Below are 24,341 nucleotides of genomic sequence, written 5' to 3' on the forward strand. Positions count from 1 at the left end.
CGAGCCCTCGCCCGCTCACCCGAGTCACCCCGGCCGCGTGAGGCGGCCTCCCTGGACCAGGCGGAGCCGTCTGGTCCAGGGGGAACCCGGTCTAGTCCAGGGGGGTGAGGCCGAGGTGCTCGCGCAGGGTCGAGCCGGTGTACTCGGTGCGGAACACCCCCCACTCCTGTAGCAGCGGCACGACCGTGTCGGCGAACTCGTCCAACCCGCCGGGGGTGATGTGCGGGACGAGGATGAAGCCGTCGCTGGCATCCGACTGGACGAAATGGTTGATCGTCTGCGCGACCGTGTGCGGTGAGCCGACGAACTGCTGGCGGCCGCTGACCTCGATCACCACCTCCCGCAGCGAGAGCTTCTTGGCCTCGGCGAGTTCCCGCCAGGCCCGCACCGTCGCGACCCGGTCATCGAACATCCGCACGCTCGCCCGCCCCTTGGAGACGGTGTTCTCCCCGGGCAGCGGGTCGACCGACGGGAGCGGTCCCTCCGGGTCGAAGCTGGTCAGGTCCCGGTTCCAGAGCTGCTCGGCGTACATGATCGCGGTGGCGCCGCTGACCTGCTGGCGGCGGATCAGCGCGGCCCGCTCGCGTGCCTCGGCGTCGGTGTCGGCCAGGACGAACGTGGCCGCCGGCAGGACGACCAGATCCCGCGGCGAACGGCCGTACCTGGCCAGCCGACCCTTGATGTCGGCGTAGAACTCCTGGCCCGCCTCGAACGCGCTGTGCCGGCTGAAGATCGCGTCGGCGCTCGCGGCGGCGAACTCCCGTCCGGCGTCGGAGTCACCCGCCTGGAAGATCACCGGACGGCCCTGGGGGCTGCGCGGGACGTTGAAGTGACCCTCGATGTCGAAGAACGCGTCGTGACGCGAGAAGGCCCCCGGCCCGGGTTCGCGCAGGAACCGTCCCGCGCTGGCGTCGGCGAGCACCTCGTCGCGCCGCCAGGAGTCGAACAGTTCCAGCGCCGTGCTCAGGAAGCTGCGGGCCCGCTCGTAGCGGTCGGACTCCGCCAGGTAGCCGCCGCGGCGGAAGTTCTCACCGGTGAACGCGTCCCAGGAGGTGACGACGTTCCACGCCGCCCGTCCGGCCGACAGGTGGTCCAGGCTCGCGAACTGGCGGGCCACCTCGTACGGTTCGTTGAACGTCGAGTTGATGGTGCCGGCGAGCCCGAGATGCTCGGTGACGGCGGCGAGCGCGGCGAGCACGGTGAAGGTGTCCGGTCGGCCCATGACATCAAGGTCGTGGATGCGGCCGTTCTGCTCCCGCAGCCGCAGCCCCTCGGCGAGGAAGAAGAAGTCGAAGCGGGCCCGCTCCGCGGTACGGGCCAGGTGCACGAACGAGTCGAACTCGATCTGGCTGCCGGCGGCGGGATCGGCCCACACCGTCGTGTTGTTCACCCCGGGGAAGTGCGCCGCCAGATGGATCTGCTTGGTCGGCCGGCTCATGAGGGTCCTCCGCGGTCGGTCGTGGGTGACTACCGGACGGCCGGTCAGCCCCGGCCAGGCGGGCGGACGCGGGGTGGCGCGCCAGCCCGGAACGACCGGGCCCAGCCCGGACGGCGAGACGCCATCGTGGACGGCGTGGACCCGCGCCCCTGCGATCAGTGGCGACAGCGGCTGGTGGAGGTTCGGCAGTAGTCGATGCAACGGCGGCACGTCAGAACGGCGGAGGCGCGCACACATTCGACTCTGCGAGGCCGTCCGGATACGGTCAACCCCTCCCCCTGTGAGCTGTGCCACGGGGAAAACCCGGATGAGCATCGCTCCGCATCCCACCTGACCTGCGGTTAATTCACCCAGGCCACATCAATATGTGAGATGTGACACTTGGACTGCCGGTTGGCGGGGTGGGTGCCGCCGTGTTTCGGTTCGTGCATGCCGGCTCTGCCGCCGCTCGTCCAGCGACGCCACATCGACCTGCTCCTGGTCGCGGCCTCGCTGTGTCCCGGCGGTCACCCCGGCCACGCCGGCCGCTGAGGCCCGCGGCTTCCCCGCGCACGTCGTCCACCCGGTACGTCGTCCCACCCGGTACGTCGTCCACACCCAAAGCGGCGTGGCCGCCAGGACGCGCCTGGTTCGGGCGCCGCCGCAGCACGTCCACTCGAACGCCGCGTCGTGCCGTGCCCCGGTGTGTCCGCGGCGTGGACCCGCCTGGAGGCGAGATGACCACCAGCACCGACACCCTGCTCGACAACGCCACCCACTACGCGCAGGTCTTCACCGCCGGCGAGCTGCCGCTGCCCCCGAGGCTCGGCGTCGCCGTCGTGGCCTGCATGGACGCCCGGCTCAACGTCTACGGTCTGCTCGGCCTCCAGGAGGGGGACGCGCACGTCATCCGCAACGCCGGCGGTGCGGTCACCGACGACGAGATCCGCTCGCTGGCGATCAGCCAGCGCCTGCTCGGCACCCGCGAGATCATCCTGATCCACCACACCGACTGCGGCATGCTGACCTTCACCGACGAGCAGTTCAAGGCGCAGATCGCCGAGGACACCGGCATCCGCCCGGCCTGGTCCGTCGAGACCTTCACCAACCTCGAGGACGACGTCCGCCAGTCGATCGCGCGCATCACGGCCAGCCCCTTCATCCCGCACCGGGACAAGGTCCGCGGCTTCGTCTACTCGGTCGAGAAGGGCACCCTGACCGAGGTGCGCTGACCCCCACCCCGCGCTGCCGACGCACGTGTCAGAACCGCGGGCAGGGGCCGCGGGCAGGGCCGCGCGACATCCGTCCTCGTCGGTCATTCGATCGAGGCGCGGCGTCGCGCGGCCTATACTTGTCCAATGAGTGAGACGTCAATCTCATATTCTGAGACACAGATCTGGGATCCTTCGACCTACGACGCGCAGCGCCGTCGGCTCGTCCCGTCCTTCGACCTGCTCTACGGCACAGTCGGCGAGCTGGTCGCCCACGCCGACGAGGTCCGGGCCACCGCCGTCGGCCAGATCCCGGACCAGGCCGACGGCGCGGAACGCGAGGCGCCCGGCCCCGTGGTGCTCGATCTCGGCTGCGGCACCGGGCTGCTGGCCGCCGCTGTCCTCGAGGCCGCACCCACCGCCCGGCTGCACCTGTTCGACGGTGCCGCGCCGATGCTGGCCAGGGCGAAGGCCCGGCTGGCGGCCGACCGCGTCGTGGGAGTGACGGCGGGCGACCTCACCGGCGCCCTGCCGGCCGGTCCGTTCGACGCGGTCGTGTCAGCCCTGGCCATCCACCACCTCGACGACGGCGGCAAAGTCGACCTGTTCCGGCGGATCGCCCAGGTGCTGCGTCCGGGCGGGCTGTTCGTCAACCTCGAGCAGGTCGACGGCCCGGTGCCGGCGCTCACCCGGTTGTACGAAGGCCGCCATGAGCGGTTCGCCCGGGCCGCCGGCTCGGACGACGCCGAATGGCAGGCGGCCCTGGGCCGGATGGCCTTCGACCGGTGCGCTCCGCTGGCCGACCAGCTCACCTGGCTCGCCGACGCCGGCTTCGCCCCGGTCGACTGCGTGGTACGCGACGGCCGGTTCGCCGTCTACGCCGGCTGGCGCGCCTGAGCCGCACACCCCGCCGCGGAACTCAGGTGCGGGAAGTGATCAGGGTGCCGCGGCAAGGAGGCTCTGCGCCCCTGGTGCCACCGGCGATCGCGGTGGCACCAGGGGTTGCGGTGGCACCAGAGGTCGCGGTGGCACCGTCGATGGAGGTGGCAGCGGGGGCAGCGGACGACCGAGAGCGACGGCGACATCCCGGCGCAGGCCGGGAAGCAGGGCGAACAGGGCGTCACCGGGGCAGGCCGTCCCCATCCAGTCCCGATGCCCACTGATCGTCGGGATCTGCCGACGCGCGCCGCTGGTCGGGTTGATGTAGGTGGCCATACCGGTCGGGTCAAGCTGATGCCTGCCGGCGAGCGCGAGCAGCACCAGCGCGAGCGACCGCCGCGCCTGCGGCGTCGGCGGACGCGTACGCAGGTCACCCATCAACGCCACCCCGATGTTCCCGGCGTTGTTCCCCTGCACATGCGCGCCGGTGACCGCCCGACCATCGGCTTCGTAGACCGGGACGGTGTCGGCTCCCGACCTGCGCCCCTCGTAGACGGCACCGGCGTTGTCGATGAGCAGGTGGTACCCGATGTCGGCCCAGCCCCGGTCCTTCGTGTGCCCGCGGTAGATGGCCCGCACCGACGCGGCCGGGTCGGCGTCGTTCACCGCGATAGCCGTGTGATGAACGGTGATCACCTGTCCGGGTGCGAACTCCACCGGCCACGGCTGGCCCGTACGCCGGTTGATCCGCCACGATTCATCGGCGCCCCAGCCGGCCCGTGGGACGTAGCGCACCCCTGCCACCCCGGAGGGCACCACCGCCGCTCCAGCCACCACCGCCCCGGCCCCGGCCGCCCCCACCCCGGCCGCCTCGGCCCGGGTGGGCACCAGGCCGAACGTGGCGGCGAGCATCCCACCGGTTCCGGCACCGGCGAGACGTAGTGCGGCCCGGCGACTCAACCCAGACCGGTTCGAACTGATGGACAGATCAGCCACGATGCATCCTCCGAGCCACAGGATGGAAAGTGGGCACGCTACGTCACCGAGTCGCTCGCTTTCGGCGACGACACTCGGCAGCCATGCCTTCGCACGTCACACCTTTGCGCGGCGCCGCCCGTCGACCATGGTGACTTTCCGTGACAGCCCTGTCCGGGCATTCTCTTGCCGGGGCATGTCCGGGCCCGCGGCGGATGTCCTCTCCACACGCGGCCTGAGCGACAGTCGTGTGCTCGCGGCCGCCGCACCGCGGCCGGAGACCTTCGTGGACGGCGGGCTAGCTGTACGAGTCCGCCTCGATGATCAGGCGGGGGTCGGTGCCGGGCGACGCGGGGGCACCAGGGTGGCCGGGGGCGGCGGACCGCTCGAAGATGAAACCTCGGGCACCGGCGATCGCCGGAGGTGGCGTGGCTTCGCCATCGCCGTCTGGACGCGGGTGAAAATGCCAGGTCAGGGAGCCGTCCCGAGTGGACGGACCGCCCATCGGTGGCTGCCGGCGACGTCGCCGGTAGCTGATCTCCATCGTCGGTCGGGTACCGCCGCGCTCCCGGCGACCACCCGCCCTGGGATCGCCCACCACCACATAGCGGCCAACGGCGGAATCGCCGCGCGGCCAACGTCCGGCGTCGGTCGTCCCGACCTCGTTGTGGCCACGGACTCCGCCGGGAGCCCGACCGATTCCGGTGGCTGACCCGACACCGGGCGCACCAACCTGAGACCCGTCACCGACAGTGATACCCGCTGAGGTCGTGATACCCGCCGCGGTCGTGGGACCAGCCGAGATCGCAAGACCAGCGGACGCCACGGGAAGGGCGGACGTCACTCGACCAGCGGGCAGCGCGGGAAGCGCGACCGGCCCGGCCAAGGATGCCGCCTCGGCCGGGTGGGTGGGCCCGTCCTCGGTGTGGCTGCGGCGGCGGACGGTGTCCGCGGGCAGGCCGTAGGGGGCCCGGCGGCGCGCCTCGCCGCGGACGCGGCCGCCGACGGGGCGCGGGGCGGCGAGGCCGGGCGGGCCGGCGGGTACGGAGGCGCCGGGCATCCCGAAGGCGAAGGAGGCTCCGTGGGGGCCGGACGTCGGCGCGGGGGTGTCGTAGGGGCGTCCGCGGGGCTCGTCGGCGTTCTCACGCAGGCCGAAGCGGTCGTGCAGGCGGCGCAGGGGGGCGGGGGCCCACCAGTTGTACCTGCCGGCCAGGGCCATGAACGCCGGCACCAGGATCGCGCGCACGACGGTCACGTCCAGGGTGATGGCGATGGTGAGGCCCACCCCGACCAGTTTGATCATGCTGATGTGCGAGGTGGACAGGGCCACCATCACCACGACCAGGGCCAGCGCGACGCTGGTGATCAGTGGGCCGGTGGCACCGAGGCCGACGGCGACGGCCTCGGTGTTGTCGTCGGTGCGCTGGTACTCCTCCCGGATGCGGGCGAGCAGGAAGATCTCGTAATCCATGCTCAGCCCGAACGCGATGAAGAACATGAGTACCGGACTGGTCATCTCCAACGACCCGGACACCTGGAAGTCACCGACCAGCCAGCGCAGATGGCCGTCCTGGAAGATGAACGTCAGCAGTCCGATGGTGGCCGCCAGGTTCAGCGTGTTGAGCAGCATCGCCTTGATCGGGAGCAGCAGGCTGCCGGTGAACAGGAACAGCAGGACGAACGTCGCGACCATCACGATGGCGAACGCGGCGGGCAGGCTGCGCAGGATCGTGCGCGAGGTGTCGAGGAAATGCGGCGCGAGGCCACCCATCAGGATCGCGAAGGGGGCGGGTGTCGCCTGGATCGCGCGCACGAGCGCCCGGGCCCCGTCGGAGACCGGGGACGTGTCGGTCTGCCACACCGACAGCCACGCGCCACCGTGGATGCCGACATAGCCCACCTGGGCGGTGGGCGCCGCGGCCGTGACCATCTTGCCCTGCATGAACGCGCCGGTGACGGTGTCGATCCGGGCGACACCGGGCAGGGTGGACAGCCGCCGGGCGTAGTCGGAGAGCTTCGCCGCGTTGGCCGGGTCGCGGGCGTCCAGCCCGGGCACGACGACCGGGATCTGACAGGGCAGGCAGGCCACGAACTCGGTGCGCATCGCGTCGTTGACGACATGGGATTCGGAGGCCGCGGGCAGCACCGTGTCGTCGGCGAGGGACAGGTTCAGACCACGCAACGGCAGCGCGCACAGCAACAGGATCAGCACCGCCGCCCCACCGAAGACCACCGGTCGGGCCAGCACCCGCCGGGCCAGCGCCGTCCAGCCACGGCCGGCCCCGGACAGCTCCGCCGACCCGCTGGCGTGCCGGCCCTGGACCTGGGCCTGCGCTCGGGCCAGGCGGCGGGCCCGGCGCCGCCTGGCGAAGCCGGAGCCGGCGATCATCGCGCGGATGTCGCCGCGGTCGAGCCGGTCGCCGAGCACCATCAACGCGGCCGGCAGCACCAGCAGCGCCGCGACCTCGGAGGTGATGACGACGATGCCACCGGCGAAGGCGAACGAACGCAGGTAGTCCAGCGGGAAGGCGAGCGCGGCGGTCAGCGACAGCGCCACCGTCATCCCGGAGAAGAACACCGTGCGTCCGGCGGTCTCCAGGGTGCGCCGCAGCGCCGCGCCGGGGAACAGACCTCTGGCCTGTTCCTCTCGAAACCGTCTCAGGATGAACAGGCTGTAGTCGACGGCGAGCCCGAAGCCCAGTGCCGTCGTCAGGTTCACCGAGAACACCGAGATGTCGGTGACCGTCCCCGCCAGCCGCAGCAGGGCAAGACTGGACACCACCGCGACCACGCCGACGAGCACCGGCAGCAGCGCCGCCGCGACCGTCCCGAACGCGTAGAGCAGCACCAGGAACACCAGCGGCGCCGCCGACAGTTCGCCGCGCTCAAGGTCGGCCCGGCTGTGCTCGGTGACATCACGCATGACGGCGGGGGCACCCCCGAACCGCACCTGGACACCGGGGCCGATGTGCGCGTACCGCTTGTGCAGCGCCTCGAGGCGATCCTGGATGTGGTCCTCGGTGCCGGTGAGGCGGAACACGATCAGCGCCGACCGGCCGGCCCTGGAGCGCAGCAGTGGATTACCGGAGATCCCGTTGCCCGGCCAGTAGGAGGCGACCGAGGTGACGTCCTGCTCGGCGGCGATCTGCCCGGTGAGCTCCCGGCCGAGATGGTTCGGGGTCGGCCCGTCGATGCCCTCCTCGGCGGTGACCAGGACGCCGATGTTCGGCGGCGCGTCCGGGAACTCCTCGTCCAGCAACTGCTCGGCACGGGTGGACGGGTCGGACTTCGCGTAGAAACCGCCGGTGGCCAACTGGTGGTAGACGCCGGCGTTCCACGGCAGCAGCACCACGACCAGCAGGCAGGCGGCGGCCAGCAGCCGACCACGGTGCAGGACCGCGATGTCCGCCGCCATCGTGAACATGGAGCGCCGCCGGACCGGCACACCCGCCATCGTGGCCATGGTCGCCATGACCCGTTCCGGGGAGGTGTGGCCGCCTCGGGCCGCCCGTCCCATCCGCCCGCCACGCCCGGTCTGGCCCAGTCGCCTGACCGGCACGGTCCGTCCCGTCACCCCGGACGCCTCGATCCGCCCCGGCTGCTGTGCCCGTCCGGACGGCTGTGCCCGTCCGGACGGCTGTGCCCGTCCGGACGGTTCGGGGATGACGAGGGGCTCGGTGTGGATGGACGCGTGGTCCGGCGCCATGCCGTCCGCGACAGGCGAACGCGTCACCGGCGCGGACGCCTCCCGATCGATGGTCTCTCGATCGGCTCGGGGTTCGCGCTGCGACGCGGAATCGGCGAACAACGGCATGACGCTCCCTTCGAGCAGCCCCGCCTCCGTGGATGTCCTCGTGGGCGGTGCGGTTCAGACACCGTCGCCGATCGCTGCGCCGACGAGCAGCGCGGCGCGACATGAAACATCCCGGGTCGCATTTCGACGCTAGACCCGCACGACCAGCCCGAACCTGAAATACCCCCGTTTGAGGGAGGTAACAGGTGGGGTCCGCCGACCCGGGGCAATCAGTGTCCGGAAATCCCCCGGCAACAGGGAGGACGGCCGAGGGAGCTCAGGCCGACCGGCGTATCACTGGCGGGAGGTAATACCGGCGGGGCAATCTCGAAGGTGGTACGGCAATGCTCGGTACCCGTGCACCGCGCGGTCCGGTCGCACATGATCGGCGACACTGACGCGCGTTCCGCCCGGGATGTGGCCGGCGTTACGGTACAACCGACCTCCGAGCGGCGGTTCACCTGACCGGTTGACCACCGGGCGAAAAGCACGGTCCTGGTCGGGCCGGTTCCTACCCGGGCCAGATGTCGAAAGTCTCGACTGTAATCCGGCTCATGGCCCGGTCGAATCCTTCCGGAAACCCCGCAGGAACTTCCGGAACAGCGTCGGCGCAGGAACTTCATCGGTTCCCGCCGACGAACGGGACGTCCCCGCGCCGCCGGCGAATGCGCGCCGCGGCGTGGGGAGGACAGCGGGGTCGGTGCGGCGGAGCGGGTCGCACCGGCCCCGTGCTTGTCCACGCCGGGGGCGTAACGGCCCTGGCCGTGCGGTACCCCCGGCACTTCACTGATCTCCCGCGCGTCCGCGGGTCACCGTGTGCCGCCCGACGCCGCCATCGACGGGCCACAGTCATCGTCGCGACCGGGCCAGCTGAGCCGGACGGCGGGCACCACGGCGGGCCGGTCGGCCCGCGGCGGCACGGACACCGAGGTCATCCGAGCGGCGGGCCTGGTAGCGAGAGGGACACCAGCCTGGAACGGACACCGTGCGTAACAGCGGGCACGGAACCGGGCTGGGTCACGTACGTCCTGGGTCAGGTACCGGGTTGGGTCACGTACCGGACTGGGTCACGTACCGGACTGGGAGTTGTACGGAGGCGGGTGGCCGGCGTGACTCGAACCCGCGCGTTCGGATGTCGGAACAGCTTTGGTCCGGCACCCGAATGCGCGGGGCGCGCCCCGCCGGCTCCACACCGTTGTGTCCGCTCTCCACCAATCCGTTGATCAACCCATCGATCACGGCTGGTGACGGCCGGTCTGGCAGATCAGCCTGTCACGGCTGGCCCGCCCAGCAGCGGCCAAGCCGCTGTCAGGGCAGCATGCCCAGCTGGCGCGCGGCGTGCACGGCGGCCGTGCGGTTGCGAACACCCAGCTTGCGCATGATGCTGCGGAGATAGGCCTTCACCGTCTCCGGTGAGACCGTCAGCCGCCGGGCGGTCTCGACGTTGGACAGGCCGAGTGCCACCTGTGACAACACCTCGAGCTCACGCGGAGTGAGTGCGAGTCGACCGCCGACCTTCGTGTCCTGATCGAGCAGGCCACGCAGCAGCTCCGAGACGCCGCCGATCCGACCCCGAAGCAGCGGGTCGGCCACGTGCTCGGTGACCTCCTGTAGCTCCCGATAGGCCAGGCGCAGACTTTCCTGCGGCTGACCGGGTGAGCGCGGCAGCGGTACCGCGCCCACCGGGCGTGCGGCGGTGAGCGGACGACGCCCTGGTGGCATCGCCTGCGCCATCGCATCCCCGTGTGTGGCAGCTACACCCAGCTCACGTTCCATCAGACGAGCCGTCGCAATGGCCGCACGAACGGCGGCCTCGGTGAACGGAACCTCTGTCCGCATGGCTCCATAGAGCACGGCCACAACCGCGCCCCCCATGCTGACCGGAACCGCGAGAATTGCTCCGAACTCACTGCCCTCGAACGGAACGGCAGTCGAGCGAAGAACCCTTCTCGTCGCCGCCGGGTCGTTGATGACGACCGGGCGACTGTGTCGCACCACCTGACCGCCGATTCCCGTACCCGGTGGGACGGAGACACCGAGCAGACCGCTCGGTGCTGGCCCGTCCACGTTGGTGACGGTCAATCGGCCGGAATGCGGTGCAACTATTCCACCGAATGTGAGATGGGCTCCCGATGAAGCGCGCAGCCGGGCGAGTGCCCGCGGCAGTACCGTCTGCACGCGACTTGGGGCCGACACGTCCACTGTCACGAGCGTCCCCTTCCCCGACTTGGTTAGATCGAGCGAATCGTAGCACCCGTTTTACGTTAAGCACAGATAAGTGCACAAACGGCATGCCGGCAAAATTCGTGCGAGGGGGGTTGCCATCGAGCGCGTAACAGGCTACTCAACCAGGCATCGGGATCATCATCGGACCCCTGCGGAGCGACCCGAGGGCTCCGGCCCCGATTCCGACTCCAGCTCCAGCCCCGGCAGCGTCTCCTGCTTCGGCCGCGCCCCCGACACCGGCGGCGTCTGCCGCCGCGCTGACGCGAGCGGTGGGGACGCGAGCGGTCGCGGTCGCTGTTCGGGGTCAGGCTCGCACAGCGCCGGGGGCGCAGGCACAGCCGGGGGTTCGATCCACGGGTCAGCACGGTGTTCGACCGGTGGGACCGACGGGGACGCGTCGCTGATCGCCATCGCGCGCAGACGCGCGAGCCCCGCGAGCAGCCGCAGCTCAGCGATGCTGCGCGGCGCGCTGTCCAGCAGCGCCGGCGACATCACCAGCACCGCGAGCACCTGGGCCCGCGACAGCGCCACGTTGAGCCGGTTGCGGGAGAGCAGGAAGTCCAGCCCACGTGGTGCCTCGGCGGCGCTGGACGTGGTCAGGGAGGTGATCACGACCGGGGCCTCCTGGCCCTGGAAGCGGTCGACGGTGCCGACCCGCACCCCGGTGAGTCCGGCGGCGCGCAGCGCCTGTCCGATCGCCCGGACCTGCCGGTTGTACGGGGCGACGACCAGGACGTCCGCCGGTGCCAGTGGGCGCCGGTGCGCACCGTCGACGAAGGTGCGTCCGACCAGGTCGGCCACTCGTACGCAGACCGCGTCGGCCTCGGCGTCGCAGCGTGTGGTGGCCCCCTCATGGGCGACGTCGACCAGGTGCAGACCGGGGGCGACCCCCTCCACCGCCCGTCCGGCAGCCACCGGATGGGCGTGCAACCGTCCGTTGTAGGCCAACGCCGACACCGGCGCGCAGACCGCGGGGTGCAGCCGCCGGGTACGGTCGAGGAAGTAGCCGAACTCCGGGGGCAGGATCTCGTTCTCCCCGAGCTGGCCAGGCCCGCCGTCGTCGCGGCCAAGCAGATGCGACAGCGCGGAGGCGTCCGCCCCGTCGGGGTGGATACCCGCCACCACCTGCGGCAACTGCTGCGGGTCGCCGAGCAGCACCAGGTTGCGTGCCGCCCCGGCGACCGCGAGGGTGTCGGCCAGCGCGAACTGGCCGGCCTCGTCGATGATCAGCACGTCGAACGGCTCGGCCGCCAGCTGCGGATTGGCGAACGCCCAGGCCGTGTCGCCGACGAGATGGCCCCGCGGGTGCTCCCGCCGCCAGGCCACCAGTGCCTTGAGGTCCCGCGGCACGTCCCACGGCGGTGTGTCCGGGCGCTGCGAGGCGGATCGTTTCGCCTTCTTGGCCGCCGGCAGCCGGGTGCCGGGCACCGGCCCGGCGTCCTCGAGGGCGGCGAGCATGGCGTTCTCGATGGCCTTGTGGCTGGTCGAGCAGATGCCCACCGACGCGCCCCGCGCGACGAGATCACGGATGAGACGCCCGGCCAGGTAGGTCTTGCCGGCCCCAGGCGGGCCCTGGACGGCCAGATAGGACCGGTCGAGGGTGCTGACCGCGGCGAGCACCGCCGCCACCTGGTCGTCGCCGTGGGCGGCGGCGTCCGGCAGCGGTCCGCCGCGTCCACGGCGGCGGGGCGGCACCCGGCGCAGCAGGTCGAGGCCGGCCTCGGCGGGCAGCGCGGGCAGGGTCGCCGCGACCCGCTCGGCCAGCAGACGGATGGCCGCGGGTTTGGGCCTGGGTGACACCGGATCACCGGGTAGCACCGCCAGCGGCATCGCCCGGGTGGTCCGATCGGGGGGTGCGCTCTCGAGCAGGACCAGTTCGTTCGGCGCGGCCAGTTCCACGGTCGCACCGCTGGTCACGCCCAGCGCACCGGGTGGCCCCGGGTAGAGCAGACGGACCTTGTCCCCCCGCTCGAACGGGTGCGGGCGGCGCGGGTCGATCCGGGCGCGCAGCTCGCGGCGGGCCCTGCTGCGCCGCCCGGACGGCTCATCCCAGTCCGCGTCGACCTGCCAGCCGGTCGGCACACTGCAGTCATCGGCGGACTCCAGGGTCTCCCGGTCGGCCGCCAACGCGGCGAAGTACGTCCACCAGGCCGGCTTGTTCTCCCGCCGGTGGTAGCCGACGGCGGCGGCCAGCAGGGCCCGGGCCCGTTCGTCGTCCGACCACCTCGCCTGGTCCACCGACAGGCCCGCGAGCAGGGCGTTCACCACGGCCTCGGCCTCGGCCTCACCGTCGAGGGTGGCCTGCCCCGGCAGCTGCGTGTCGGCGTCGTCCACCGCCGCGGGAGCGGTCGCGGCGCGTTCGGCGGCGGACTCGTCCTGGTGGGCGGGCACCCCCGCGGCCTGTCGCCGCGCCAACAACCAGCGGTGCAGCCGGTGGGTGGAGACACAGTCCACCCGGTTGTAGTCCGCGATCTCGGCGAGCAGCCGCTCGGCCTGCGCGTTCTCGCCCGCGGCCCGGTGCGCCAGGACCGACTCGTACGCGACGATGCTGTCCGCCGCGGTGGTGACCGCCGCCGTGCGCGCCCCCGGGTAGAACAGCGGCTCCAGGTACTTGATCGAGTAGGACGGTTGCGACACCCGCAGGCTGCGCCGGACCACCGTGTGCAGGTCGACCAGGCGATGGGCCCGCAGCAGCTCGTCGACCTGGTGTTCCCGGGTGCCGTGGCGGGCGGCCAGGCGGCGCAGCGCGTTCGGTTCGTACGGCGCGTAGTGGTAGATGTGGGCGCGCGGATGATCCCGCAACCGGGCCGTCGTCCAGTCGACGAACTCCTCCAGCGCGCGCCGTTCGCCGGCGCGGTCGTGCGCCCAGAACGTCCGGAACTCCTCCCCCACCTGGTCCGTCCCGTCCGGGTGGGCGGACTCGTGCGGCTGCCGCGTCCCGTCCGGCCTTCGCACGCCGTCCGGGTGGGCGGACTCGTTCGGGGGATGGGTGAGGGTCACGGCTCCGAAGAGGTACTCCAGGCCGGATGCCTCCAACGCGTACGGATCACCTTCCATATCGAAGTAGATGTCGCCCGGGTCCGGCGCCGGCAGCATCGCGAGACCCGCGACGTCGACCATCCGCACGCTCACCGTGCCGAGTGGATCCTCCGTGCTGCGCGACGCGTCCTGGGCGGACTGCAACTCCGCCTGCAGCCGCAGCCCGGCGAACGTGGTCGTGGAGATCTCCGCGGGACGCCGCTCGTCGGCGGCGACCGCCAGCTCCTCGACGGTGGTGATCCCCACACCGCGCAACGCCTGCCGCTGCTGCCCGCGCAGGCCCGCGACCAGGGACAGATCGCGGGCCTGTGCCCGGCCGGTGGCGCAGTGCCCGTTGAAGGCGCAGCTCGCGCACTGCGGCCGGGCCTGCGCCCAGCTTGGCGCGGGCACCCGCGCCGGCCGGTCCAGCCGCGCCGTCAGCCGGGCCCGCGCGTGCGTCACCAGCGGCGCGAAGTCATCCACCCGCAACGATCGCACCAGCCCCGCCGCCACGTCCGGTCGGCTGCCTGGATGGACTCGGCTGCCTGGATGGACTCGGCTGCCTGGATGGACTCGGCTGCCTGGATGGACGAGGTGCATCAGGTGCGGGACGGGGACGCCGACCGAGGGCAGCGCGAGCGCGTACGCGGCGAGCTGCAGCACCGCGGCGGGCGTGGCCGCGCGGGCGAGCTTGGCGTCGACCGGCTCGTAGCGGCCGGGCTCGGCCGGACCACGACTCGCCCCGGTGGACGGGTCCAGATGCGCGGCGATCAGGAAGTCGGGGCGGCCCTGGAAGCTCCCGTCGAACAGAACCCCCTGGTAGACGACCGGGACGCCGCGGGCAAGCGCCGCACGGGTCCGGGTGAGGGCGGTGGCCAGGCCCTCCGCCGTCGGTACCGGCCGGGGGATCTCCACCACCGCGTCCACGCCGAACGTCCGGCGCAGATGACCAAGCCATCGCCGTTCGTGCGCCTCCCCGTGGCGCACCGCGGTGCGATCGGGTGGGCTCAGCCGCACCACCCCGGCGTCCGGGCCGGTCCCGCCGTCCGGGGCCACCCCGGAGCCCCCCGGGGTGGCCTGGTCGGCCTCGGCGGTCAGGCGGCCGTCCGCCATCGCCTGGGTGAGCTCCGTGCGGTGTCCGCATTCGACGACGTCCACGAGGTCACCCGCGGAGATGATCCAACGGCCGTCGAGCCTGTACACCGCACCCTCCCCGTCCGCTCCCGCGCGGGCCGCCAGGCGCGACCCGGGCTAGAGACTGTCACCGGTCAGCCATCGGCCACGCCGGGGGTCCGTCCGGGCCAGGGCGCGGGGAGACGGCCGGAGCGACCGGCACCTTCGGGCCAGGATCCGCGGTCATGATGTGACACGGCGACATCCTCCCATCGGGCCACTTCTATCGGGTGTTCCTGCCCGGGCGAACCGCGCGGGCGGCAGAAAGAACTGTGTGTGGCTCTCGCCACAACCCACTTCCGAGCCCCCCGCGTGCGACATGACATTGCGACTTGATGTGACATTGCGACCAGGTTTACCCGAATCGGTGCGTAACGCGCGGAGACCGTTCGGTATTACGATGAACACAAAGGTCTACGGGAGGCACGGCGTGCGCAGCATCGATCGCCTGCTGCATCCGCGGGTCGTCGCCGTCGTCGGGGCGAGCCGCGAGCCGGGCACGGTTGGTCACGAAGTGTTCCGTCGCCTGGTGGCCAGCGGCTTCACCGGCACCGTCTATCCGGTCAACGCCGCGGCGAGTCACGTCGCGTCCGTGTACGCCTACCAGGATCTCGCCGATGTACCCGAACGGGTCGATCTGGTCGTGATCGCGGTGCCGGCGCCGCGGGTCGCGGCGGTCCTGCGCACCTGTGCCGCGCGGGGGGTGCGGTCGGTGATCGTGGTCTCCTCCGGTTTCGCCGACGGCGGCCCCGCGGGGCAGGTGCTGCTGGCCGAGGTGTGTCAGATCGCCCGTGACGCCGGCATCCGTCTGCTCGGCCCGAACGCGATGGGTGTCATCAACACCGCGTCCACCTCGCGTCTGCACGCGACGTTCGCCGTGGGTAACCCCCCGCCGGGGCGGGTCGGCGCCTTCACCCAGTCCGGCGCGCTGGCCGGCACCTTCCTCACCGACGCGGCACGCCGGGCGATCGGGTTCTCCACCTTCGTCTCCGCCGGCGACCGGTCGGACGTCTCGACCAACGACCTGCTCGAGTACTGGCAGACCGACCCACGTACCGAGCTCGTCCTGCTGCACCTGCAGAACTTCGGTAACCCGCGCCGGTTCGCCCGGATCACCCGCCGGCTCGGGCGGACCAAGCCGGTGGTGGCGCTCAAAAGCGGCCAGGACTCCTCGGGCGGTGCCGCCGACGCGCTGTTCGCCGGCACCGGGGTGATCCGGGTCGACACCCTCAACCAGCTGTTCGACACCGCGGCGCTGCTGGCCCATCAGCCGCTGCCGGCCGGGCGGCGGGTCGGCGTGGTGGGTACGTCCAGCGCGTTGGCGGCGCTGGCCACCGACGCCTGCCACAGCTACTCGCTGGCGGTGCCTGGCCTGTCCGCGACGACCCGCGCGGCGCTCGCGCGGATCGTCGGCCATGACGGCGCCGACAATCCCGTCGACCTCGGCCCGCTCGCCGACCCCGACCGGTTCGACGCGGCGCTGCGCCTGGTGGCCGGCAGCGGCGAGGTCGACGCGCTGCTCACCCTGGTCACCCCGCATGCCCAGGTCGACCGGCTCGGCGCGGCCGTGCTGACCGCCTCCCGCGATCATGGACTGCCGGTGCTGGCCTCCTACCTGGGTCAGGACGGCATGCCGGCGCCCCTGGCCGTTCCCGACGCGGTGGGTTCACCCGGACGCGGCTCGGTGCCGTCCTACTCGTCGCCGGAGTCCGCGGCGCTGGCACTCTCCCGCGCCGCCGATCACGCCGCCTGGCGGGCCCGGGCGCAGGGCCAGGTCCCGTCGCTGTCCGGCATCGACACCGCGCACGCCCGCGCCGTGACCGCCCGCGCCGTGACCGGGCACGCCGTGGTCGACGACGCGTGGCTCCCGGAGCCGGTGGTGCACAGCCTGCTCGCCGACGTCGGCCTGCGGCTCTGGCCCAGCACCCGGGTCGCCGACGCCGACTCGGCGCTCGCCGCCGCGCACCGGGTCGGCTGGCCGGTCGCCATCAAGATCGCCGAGGAGCGGTTCCGCAGCCGCCTGGACGTCGGCGCCGTGCAGCTCGGGGTGGGTGACCCCGCCGAACTCACCGCCGCCTGGCAGGCCGTGCGCGCCGCGGTCGGCCCCGGCGACATGCTCGTCCAACCGATGGCACCGGGCGGCGTGTCCACCGTCGTGCGGATGCACCACGATCCCAACGTCGGCCCGCTGGTGTCGCTGCGCCTCGGTGGCGCCGTGGCCGACCTGCTCACCGACCCCGTCGCCCGCACCCTGCCGCTGACCGACGCCGATGCCGCCGAGCTCATCGCCGCCGTGCGCGGCAGCGTGCTGCTGCTCGGCGGCTCCGGCGCGCCCGCCGCCGACACCGACGCCCTCGCCGACCTGCTGCACCGGGTCGCCCGGCTCGCCGACGACGTCCCGCGGATCACCGAGATCCTGCTCGACCCGGTACTCGTGGGCCGACGTGGCGTGGTGCTGCTCCACGCCGGCATCCGCCTCGCCCCACCAGTGGACGCGCCACCGCCAGCGACAGCGGTAACAGCACCGGCGACAGCGGCGGCGGGTGACAGCGCGGCCGGCTAGCCCGGTACGTTCGTAGTATGACGGCACGCCAGCGGATCGCGTTCCAGGGTGAGCGGGGCGCGAACTCCCACATCGCCTGCCGGGACGTGTACCCCGACTTCGACGCGGTTCCCTACCCGACCTTCGACGAGTGCTTCTCCGCGCTCGAGGAGCAGGCGGTGGACCTCGCGATGATCCCGGTGGAGAACTCCACCGCCGGCCGGGTCGCCGACATCCACCTGCTGCTGCCGCGCCCCACCGTGCACATCATCGGCGAGTACTTCCTGCCGATCCGCCACCAGCTGCTCGGTCTCGTCGGCGCCACCCTGGACGACATCAAGACCGTGCACAGTCACCCGCAGGCCCTCGCGCAGTGCCGGGCGGGGCTGCGCGCGCTGGGGCTGGTCGCTGTCACCGCCGGTGACACCGCCGGTGCCGCCCGCGAGATCGCCGAGGCGGGCGACCCGAGCCGGGCCGCGATCGCCTCCCGGCTGGCCGCCGAGGCGTACGGCCTCGAGGTCCTGCGCGCCGACCTCGAGGACGAGGCGCACAACACCACCCGCTTCCTCATCCTGTCGACCGAGAACCTGCGCGCCGCCGCCGGTATCGGCCCGCTGGTCACGACGTTCGTGTTCAAGGTGCACAACCGGCCGTCCGCGCTCTACAAGGCGCTCGGCGGGTTCGCCACCGGCGGCGTCAACATGACGAAGCTGGAGAGCTACATGGTGGGCGGCCACTTCGTCGCCACCCAGTTCCTCGCCGACATCGAGGGCAGCCCGGAGGACCCCGCGGTCGCGCAGGCCTTCGAGGAACTGTCGTTCTACGCCGACCACCGCATCCTCGGCGTCTACCGGGCCAGCCGTTACCGCGAGCGTCAGCGCCTCGAGCCCGCCCCGGTGGCCATGGCCGCCGCGCCCGAGGTCGCTCCGTACGCCGCGAACCGTCCCGCCGTGGACCGCCTCGCCGTGGACCGTCCCGCTCTGGACCGCCCCGCCGCGTCCCGGTGACCGCGCCGACCGCGCCGCCTCGGCCCGGGCCGGCACTGCGCATCCGACTGCCGCAGGTCGCGCCGTCCATGCGGGAGTTCCTCGCCACCGAGGCCGGTGGCGCGGTGCTGCTGCTGGTCGCCGCCGTCATCGCGCTGATCTGGGCGAACTCGCCCTGGTCACACGGGTACGAAGCACTGTGGACGGCGACCGCCCAGGTGCGTCTCGGCGACGCCGACCTCACCCTGAGCCTGCACCACTGGGTCAACGACGGGGCGATGGCGCTGTTCTTCACCGTCGTCGGTCTGGAGATCAGCCGCGAGTTCACCGCCGGTGAGCTGCGCGACCGGCGCATCGCCGCCGTCCCCGCTCTCGGTGCGATCGGCGGGCTGACCCTGCCCGCCGTCATCTACCTGCTGTTCAACCCCTCCGGGCCGGCGGCGCACGGGTGGGGCATCCCGATGTCCACCGACACCGCGTTCGTCATCGGCATCCTGGCGCTGTTCGGACCCGCCTGCCCGGACCGGCTGCGACTGTTCCTGCTCACCCTCGCCATCGTGGACGACATCGGCGCCATCACCGTCGTCGGGATCTTCTACACCGAGCACGTCCGGTTCGGGGCGCTCGCCCTCGCCGGTGGGCTGGTGCTGGTCATGCTGGTACTGCGCTGGCTCGGCGTGTGGCGGCTGCTGCCGTACGCGCTGGTCGCCGTCGTGCTCTGGGGTGCGATCCACGCCTCCGGGGTGCACGCCACCCTCGCCGGGGTGATCACCGGGCTGCTGATTCCCGCTGTCCCGCCCCGACCCGACCAGGCGGCGCAGGTGCCGGTGTACGTGCGGGCGCTGGCCGAGGAGTCGAACGCCGCCCGGGCGAGCCTCGCCGTGATCGCGGCGAAGGCCACCGTGTCGGCGAACGAACGGCTGCAACGGGTGCTGCATCCGTTCAGCGCGTTCGTCGTCGTTCCCCTGTTCGGTCTGGCCAACGCCGGGGTGCACCTGGACGAGCACACCCTGCGGGCGGCGGCGTCGTCCCCGGTGACCTGGGGGGTGACGCTCGCACTGCTGCTCGGCAACGCGGTCGGCATCACCGTGGCGAGCCTGGCGGCGATGCGCACCGGCCTCGGCCAGCTGCCCGGGCAGGTCCGCTACGGCCATCTGGTCGGCGCGGCCACCCTGGCCGGGATCGGCTTCACGATCTCGCTGTTCATCACCGAGCTCGCGTTCACCGACACCGAGCTGCGCGACCAGGCGAAGATCGGCATCCTGGCCGGTTCGTTCAGCGCCGCCGTGCTCGGCACCATCCTGTTGCGCACACTCGGCGAACGGATGCCGCTGTGCTCACCGCTGACCGACGAGCCGGTGCCGACGCTGCCCCCACGCCCCTGGCGCCCACCGACACCTTTTCTCCCACCACTGCCACCCCCGGCTTCGACCCAGCCCTCAGGTGCGACGTAGCCCGCGGCTTCGACGCATCGTGTCCTGGCCGGCGCCCCTACCCGCGACGCCGCCGACGCTGACCTGACGGTGCGCGACGCAGCGACAGGGCCATCGCCTTACGCAGCGGGGCGATCTCCGCCCGACCCCGGTACGGCGTGCCGCCCAGGAAGATACTCGGCGTTCCCCGCACCCCCTGCTCGATGGCGAGGCCGTAGTCGGCCTCGACCGCGTCGCCGTAGGGCTGGGCCGCGTCGCCGATCACCAGGTCGCCGTCCACACCGAGCGCACCCGCGTAGGCCCGCAGGAACTTGTCGGCCAGCCGGTCCTGCCCGGCGAACAGCCGGTCGTGCATCTCCCAGAACTGCCCCTGGGCCCCGGCGGCCTCCGCCGCGAGCGCCGCCGTCAGCGCGTACGGATGGACGTCATACACCGGAAAATGGCGGAACACCAGCCGAACCTGCCCGTCGGAGGTGTCCACCAGCTCCCGCAGCACCGGCGCCGCCTGCGCACAGTACGGACACTCGAAGTCCCCGTACTCCACCACCAGGATCGGCGCGTCCGCCGGCCCGTACCCGTGCCGACACGGCGCGGTGTCCACCGCGACGACCACCGCACCCGACCCGCCCGCACCGGCGGCGCCCCCTGCCGGGCCGTTCGTACCGCCTGCGCCGTTCGTCCCGGCTCTACCGGATGCACTGGCTGTACCGGCTGTACCGGCTGAACGTCCAGGAACCAGCTTCACACCAGCGATTATGCCGCCCGCCCGCGTCCCGGCCCCTGCCACGACCAGCTCCCGTGACCGCCGCTACCAGCCATCTGTGACTCTCAGTAGCGGACCCTCCGGGCTCGGGCCGCCGTCGGGCCCTCGGGGTGAGGGAGAATCGGTGGTATGAGCTCCCAGGACGGCGACCCCGCCACGACCACGGGCGCCTCGGACGCCGCGACGCCGGTGTGGGATCTCAACGCCGATCTCGGCGAGGGGTTCGGGGTGTGGCGACTCACCGAGGACGACGCGCTGCTCCCGCTGGTCACCAGCGCGAACGTGGCCTGCGGCTTCCATGCCGGGGACCCTTCGACGATGCGGCGGGTGTGCGAACGGGCCGTCGAACACGGGGTGCGCATCGGTGCGCAGGTCAGCTACCGCGACCTGGCCGGTTTCGGGCGCCGCGCCATCGACATGGACCCCACCGACCTGCGTGACGACCTCACCTACCAGCTCGGCGCGCTGGACGCGTTCGCCCGCATCGCCGGCGACCGGGTGCGCTACGTCAAACCACACGGTGCGCTCTACAACCGGGTGGTGGCGGACGAGGAGCAGGCCGCGGCGGTCGTCGAGGCGGTCCACGGATACGACCCGGGTCTGCCCGTGCTCGGCCTGCCCGGATCGGCGCTGCTACGCCGGGCCGCGGCGGCCGGACTGCCCTGTGTCGGCGAGGCGTTCGCCGACCGGGCCTACACCGACGCCGGCACCCTGGTCTCCCGGCGCGAACCCGGTGCTGTCCTGCACGACCCCGAAGCCGTGATCCACCGCACGGTGCGACTCGCGACGACCGGCACCCTGGACTCCGCGCACGGCGTCCCGGTACGGGTGGCGGCCAGGTCGATCTGCGTGCACGGCGACACCCCCGGCGCCGTCGACCTCATCCGACGCCTGCGCACCGCGCTCCACGAGGCCGGAGTCACCGTGGTGCCGTTCTGCTGACCGCGCCGCGCCTGCCCGAACCACATCGCCGATGTCGTCTGGGGGCCCCATGCGGGTACTGACCTGCGGCGCGGACGCGCTGCTCGTGGAGGTCGCCGATCTGGACGCGGCCGGCCAGCTCTACGCGCACCTTCGGACGGCACCCCCACCGGGCGTCGTCGCGCTCGTCCCAGCAGCCCGCACCGTCCTGGTCCGCTTCGACCCGACTCGCACCGACCTCCACCGCCTACGCCGCCTGCTCGCCGACCCGCCGCCGCCCACCACCACCACCACCACCCGCGTTGGCACTGGGCCGTCCGATGCGGTGCGCCTGGACGGGGCGGCGGGCGAGGCCGGGGACCTGCCGACGGTCACGGTGCCCGTCCGCTATGACGGGCCGGACCTCGCCGAGGTCGCGCGCCTGAGCGGGCTGACCCCCGCGCAGGTGATCGACCGGCACATCCGCGGCACGCATCGGGTGGCGTTCTGCGGTTTCGCCCCCGGTTTCGCCTATGTCTCGGGGCTCGACCCCGACCTGCACCTGCCGCGGCGCGACTCACCGCGCACCCGCGTCCCCGCCGGTGCGGTCGCGATCGCCGACCAGTTCACCGGTATCTACCCTCGGACGTCACCGGGCGGCTGGCATCTGATCGGACGAACCGACCTGGCCGTCTTCGACCTTGACCGCGAGCAGCCCGCGCTGCTCCCCCCGGGCACCCCCGTCCGCTTCGTCGCCGTGGACCTCCCTGCCACCACCCTCGCCGCCCCCGTCCCCCCCACCACCGCCGTCCCCGTGGATGACTCAAGGGCCGCGAGTACGGGGTCGACCGGGGTGGGGATCGCGCGGGCGAGGTCGGCGACGATCACCGTGGTCTCGCCCGGTCCGCTCGCCACCATCCAGGATCTCGGCCGGACCGGCCTCGCGCATCTGGGCGTCACCGCGGCGGGCGCGCTCGATCGTCCCAGCCTGCGCCTGGCCAATCGGCTGGTCGGTAACCGGGCGTCCGCCGCCGGCATCGAGTGCACCTACGGCGGTCTGGTGGTCACCTTCGACACGTCCGGACTGATCGCCGTCACCGGTGCGCCCTGCCCCATGACCCTCGCCGGACGAGCGATCGGCATGAACAGTCCCGTCGAGGTGCCCGCCGGCGCCCAGCTGCGCATCGGCCCGCCCGGGCAGGACGCGCGCACGGGCGGCCTCGCGGATCCGCGGGCGGCCGGCGTGCGGACGTACCTGGCGATCCGCGGCGGTCTGGACGTACCACCCGTGCTCGGCTCCCGCTCCCGGGACACCCTCGCCGGACTCGGACCAGCTCCCCTGGCGGCCGGCGACGTACTCCCCCTCGGTCCCGCGCACGCCGCGCCACCGGTGGTCGACCTGGCGCCGCAGGCCCGCTACCGGGCCACACCGACACTTCGCGTCATCCCCGGTCCGCGTGACGACTGGTTCACCCCTGATGCTCTGGCCACCCTGTGGGCGTCCACCTACGAGGTCAGCGCGGACAGCGACCGCATCGGCATCCGGCTGCGGGGACCCGCCCTGGCTCGGCATGTCACCGGCGAACTACCGTCGGAGGGCATGGTCGTCGGCGGCATCCAGATCCCCCCGGACGGCCAGCCGGTCGTGTTCCTCGCCGACCATCCGGTCACCGGCGGCTACCCGGTGATCGGCGTTCTCACCCCGGACGACCTTCCCCTGGCCGCCCAGTGTCGTCCGGGCCAGCACCTGCGCTTCACCCGCGCTCAGTGAGGAGCGCGATGCCGATGACGGCGGTGACCGAAAGCACCCGTGTTCTCGTCCTGCGCAGTGGCGCCGTCCTGATCCACGGCCTGACCGTCGGGCGTCGCTCCTGGACGATCGCTCGGGTAGACCTCTGACTCCGCGATGGCCGCCGGGACATCCCCGGTGGGCCCCTGCGCACCCCGCGCGCCATACGGCTGCGCCCCCTGATCCGCGTGGCCCTGGGTGGCATACGGCTGCGCGCCCTGACCGGTGTAGCCCTGGGTGCCGTATGGCTGCGCGCCCTGGTCGGCGTAACCCTGGGTGCCGTACGGCTGCGCCCCCTGGTCGGTATAGCCCTGGGTGCCGTACTGCTGCGCGCCCTGGTCGGTATAGCCCTGGGTGCCGTACTGCTGCGCGCCCTGGTCGGCGTATGGCTGCGCGCCCTGACCGGTGTAGCCCTGGGAGGCGCCGTAGCCCTGGGCGCCGTAGGCCTGGTTGGGGTCGTAGCTCTGGGCGTCGCGGTCCGCGGCTTCACGCTGGGTGCGTTGCAGGCGGCGTTCACGGTGCTGGCGGGCGGCGGCGACATCGCGCACGCCGCGCACGCTGAGCCGCCCCCAGGCGGTCGCACCGAGGAACACGATCACCGCGCCGAGACCGTAGAAGAAGGTCAGCCACTCGAAGGCCTGGCGCACCGAACCGCCGCGTGGGAAGCCCAGCGCACCCAGATGCAGGGGGCCGGCGAGGGTCGGACCGACGATGAACCAGGTGCCGGCCGCGATGGCGAGCCAGGCGCCCAGGGCCGCGGTGGCGCGGTTGGCGCTCAGCAGCAGCAGGAGTCCGCCGGCGAAGGCCGCGAGGCCAGGCAGCAGCTCCAGCCAGAAACGTGCCGAGCTCCACGTCCAGGCGGAATCCTGGGTGAAGCCGAAGTCGAAGGCCGGGCCGATGAACGGGATCAGCGCCCCCCAGATCCCAAGCAGCATCAGCAGCACTCCGCTGAGCGCCCCACGGCTACGCGGGATGCGCCATCTGCCCAGGCCTCGGCTACCTGTGTCGGTGACCGGTGCGGCCATAACCCGCTCCCTCCCTGCGCTGGTGGTGGCGGTGGCTGTGACGCCAGGCCATATCAGCAGGGTGCCCCGCAGGAACGGACCAAACCAGCAGGTCAGAGACGATGTGGCGGCGGACGGCGAACCCGAATAACGATCATGGACGGAGGGTGCGAACCAGTCGCGACAGCCGACGACCACATATCACGGACCATATTTAAGTGATATATATCAC

At 72.4% G+C, this 24,341-nt stretch carries 14 protein-coding genes; 7 read left to right on the plus strand and 7 right to left on the minus strand.

The genetic code is table 11. The features are described from left to right. Positions 1-91 precede the first annotated feature (91 nt). Positions 92-1,438 (minus strand): NtaA/DmoA family FMN-dependent monooxygenase, encoded by a 1,347-nt coding sequence (locus MXD61_RS23470; RefSeq protein ID WP_248815589.1) that lies wholly within the window; start codon positions 1,436-1,438, stop codon positions 92-94. Positions 1,439-2,154: 716 nt separating this feature from the next. On the opposite strand from MXD61_RS23470, the gene MXD61_RS23475 reads away from it, so the two are divergent. Both MXD61_RS23475 and MXD61_RS23480 read left to right on the plus strand, forming a co-directional pair. Next, positions 2,155-2,649 carry a carbonic anhydrase gene (locus tag MXD61_RS23475; protein ID WP_248815590.1) on the plus strand — a complete coding sequence of 165 codons (495 nt, stop codon included), beginning with the start codon at positions 2,155-2,157 and terminating at the stop codon, positions 2,647-2,649. A 126-nt stretch (positions 2,650-2,775) separates the two neighbouring features. Then, complete coding sequence (locus MXD61_RS23480; protein WP_248815591.1) at positions 2,776-3,525, plus strand: trans-aconitate 2-methyltransferase; 750 nt, start codon at positions 2,776-2,778, stop codon at positions 3,523-3,525. Positions 3,526-3,564: 39 nt separating this feature from the next. Here the strand turns inward: MXD61_RS23480 and MXD61_RS23485 are convergent, their stop codons facing one another. The 4 genes from MXD61_RS23485 to MXD61_RS23500 all read right to left on the minus strand — a co-directional run bounded on the left by MXD61_RS23485 (position 3,565) and on the right by MXD61_RS23500 (position 14,722). Further along, a complete protein-coding gene (locus tag MXD61_RS23485; protein ID WP_248815592.1) occupies positions 3,565-4,503 on the minus strand; it encodes an N-acetylmuramoyl-L-alanine amidase in 939 nt (312 codons plus the stop codon). A gap of 277 nt (positions 4,504-4,780) precedes the next feature. Next, positions 4,781-8,215 carry an MMPL family transporter gene (locus MXD61_RS23490; RefSeq protein ID WP_248815593.1) on the minus strand — a complete coding sequence of 1,145 codons (3,435 nt, stop codon included), beginning with the start codon at positions 8,213-8,215 and terminating at the stop codon, positions 4,781-4,783. A 1,368-nt stretch (positions 8,216-9,583) separates the two neighbouring features. Next, entirely contained in the window at positions 9,584-10,483 is a 900-nt protein-coding gene (locus MXD61_RS23495; RefSeq protein WP_248815594.1) for a LuxR C-terminal-related transcriptional regulator, read from the minus strand. A 156-nt stretch (positions 10,484-10,639) separates the two neighbouring features. Continuing rightward, the gene (locus MXD61_RS23500; RefSeq protein ID WP_248815595.1) at positions 10,640-14,722 is read right to left on the minus strand and encodes a TM0106 family RecB-like putative nuclease; all 4,083 of its coding nucleotides are present in this window, start codon (positions 14,720-14,722) and stop codon (positions 10,640-10,642) included. A gap of 370 nt (positions 14,723-15,092) precedes the next feature. Here MXD61_RS23500 and MXD61_RS23505 point away from each other — a divergent pair, with 370 nt between their 5' ends. The 3 genes from MXD61_RS23505 (at position 15,093) to nhaA (ending at position 19,674) form a co-directional block, all read left to right on the plus strand. After that, complete coding sequence (locus tag MXD61_RS23505; protein ID WP_374629454.1) at positions 15,093-17,255, plus strand: acetate--CoA ligase family protein; 2,163 nt, start codon at positions 15,093-15,095, stop codon at positions 17,253-17,255. 17 nt (positions 17,256-17,272) lie between these two features. Next, positions 17,273-18,241, plus strand: a complete 969-nt coding sequence (locus tag MXD61_RS23510) for a prephenate dehydratase (RefSeq protein ID WP_248815597.1) — start codon at positions 17,273-17,275, stop codon at positions 18,239-18,241. Positions 18,242-18,309: 68 nt separating this feature from the next. Continuing rightward, positions 18,310-19,674 (plus strand): Na+/H+ antiporter NhaA, encoded by a 1,365-nt coding sequence (gene nhaA, locus MXD61_RS23515; RefSeq protein ID WP_374629470.1) that lies wholly within the window; start codon positions 18,310-18,312, stop codon positions 19,672-19,674. Positions 19,675-19,711: 37 nt separating this feature from the next. Here nhaA and MXD61_RS23520 read toward each other — a convergent pair whose 3' ends face one another. Beyond that, positions 19,712-20,254, minus strand: a complete 543-nt coding sequence (locus tag MXD61_RS23520) for a DsbA family protein (protein ID WP_248815599.1) — start codon at positions 20,252-20,254, stop codon at positions 19,712-19,714. A gap of 291 nt (positions 20,255-20,545) precedes the next feature. On the opposite strand from MXD61_RS23520, the gene MXD61_RS23525 reads away from it, so the two are divergent. Together MXD61_RS23525 and MXD61_RS23530 are read left to right on the plus strand one after the other, a co-directional pair. Continuing rightward, positions 20,546-21,358, plus strand: coding sequence for a LamB/YcsF family protein (locus tag MXD61_RS23525; RefSeq protein ID WP_248815600.1), 813 nt, complete (start codon positions 20,546-20,548; stop codon positions 21,356-21,358). Positions 21,359-21,407: 49 nt separating this feature from the next. Then, positions 21,408-23,087 (plus strand): urea amidolyase family protein, encoded by a 1,680-nt coding sequence (locus MXD61_RS23530; protein ID WP_248815601.1) that lies wholly within the window; start codon positions 21,408-21,410, stop codon positions 23,085-23,087. On the opposite strand, the gene MXD61_RS23535 is transcribed toward MXD61_RS23530, so the two are convergent. Beyond that, positions 23,081-24,130 carry an MFS transporter gene (locus tag MXD61_RS23535; RefSeq protein ID WP_248815642.1) on the minus strand — a complete coding sequence of 350 codons (1,050 nt, stop codon included), beginning with the start codon at positions 24,128-24,130 and terminating at the stop codon, positions 23,081-23,083. The genes MXD61_RS23530 and MXD61_RS23535 overlap by 7 nt on opposite strands. Positions 24,131-24,341: the final 211 nt, after the last annotated feature.

It is taken from the genome of Frankia sp. AgPm24 (assembly GCF_023243055.1).
GTDB classification, from domain to species: Bacteria; Actinomycetota; Actinomycetes; order Frankiales; family Frankiaceae; genus Frankia; species Frankia umida.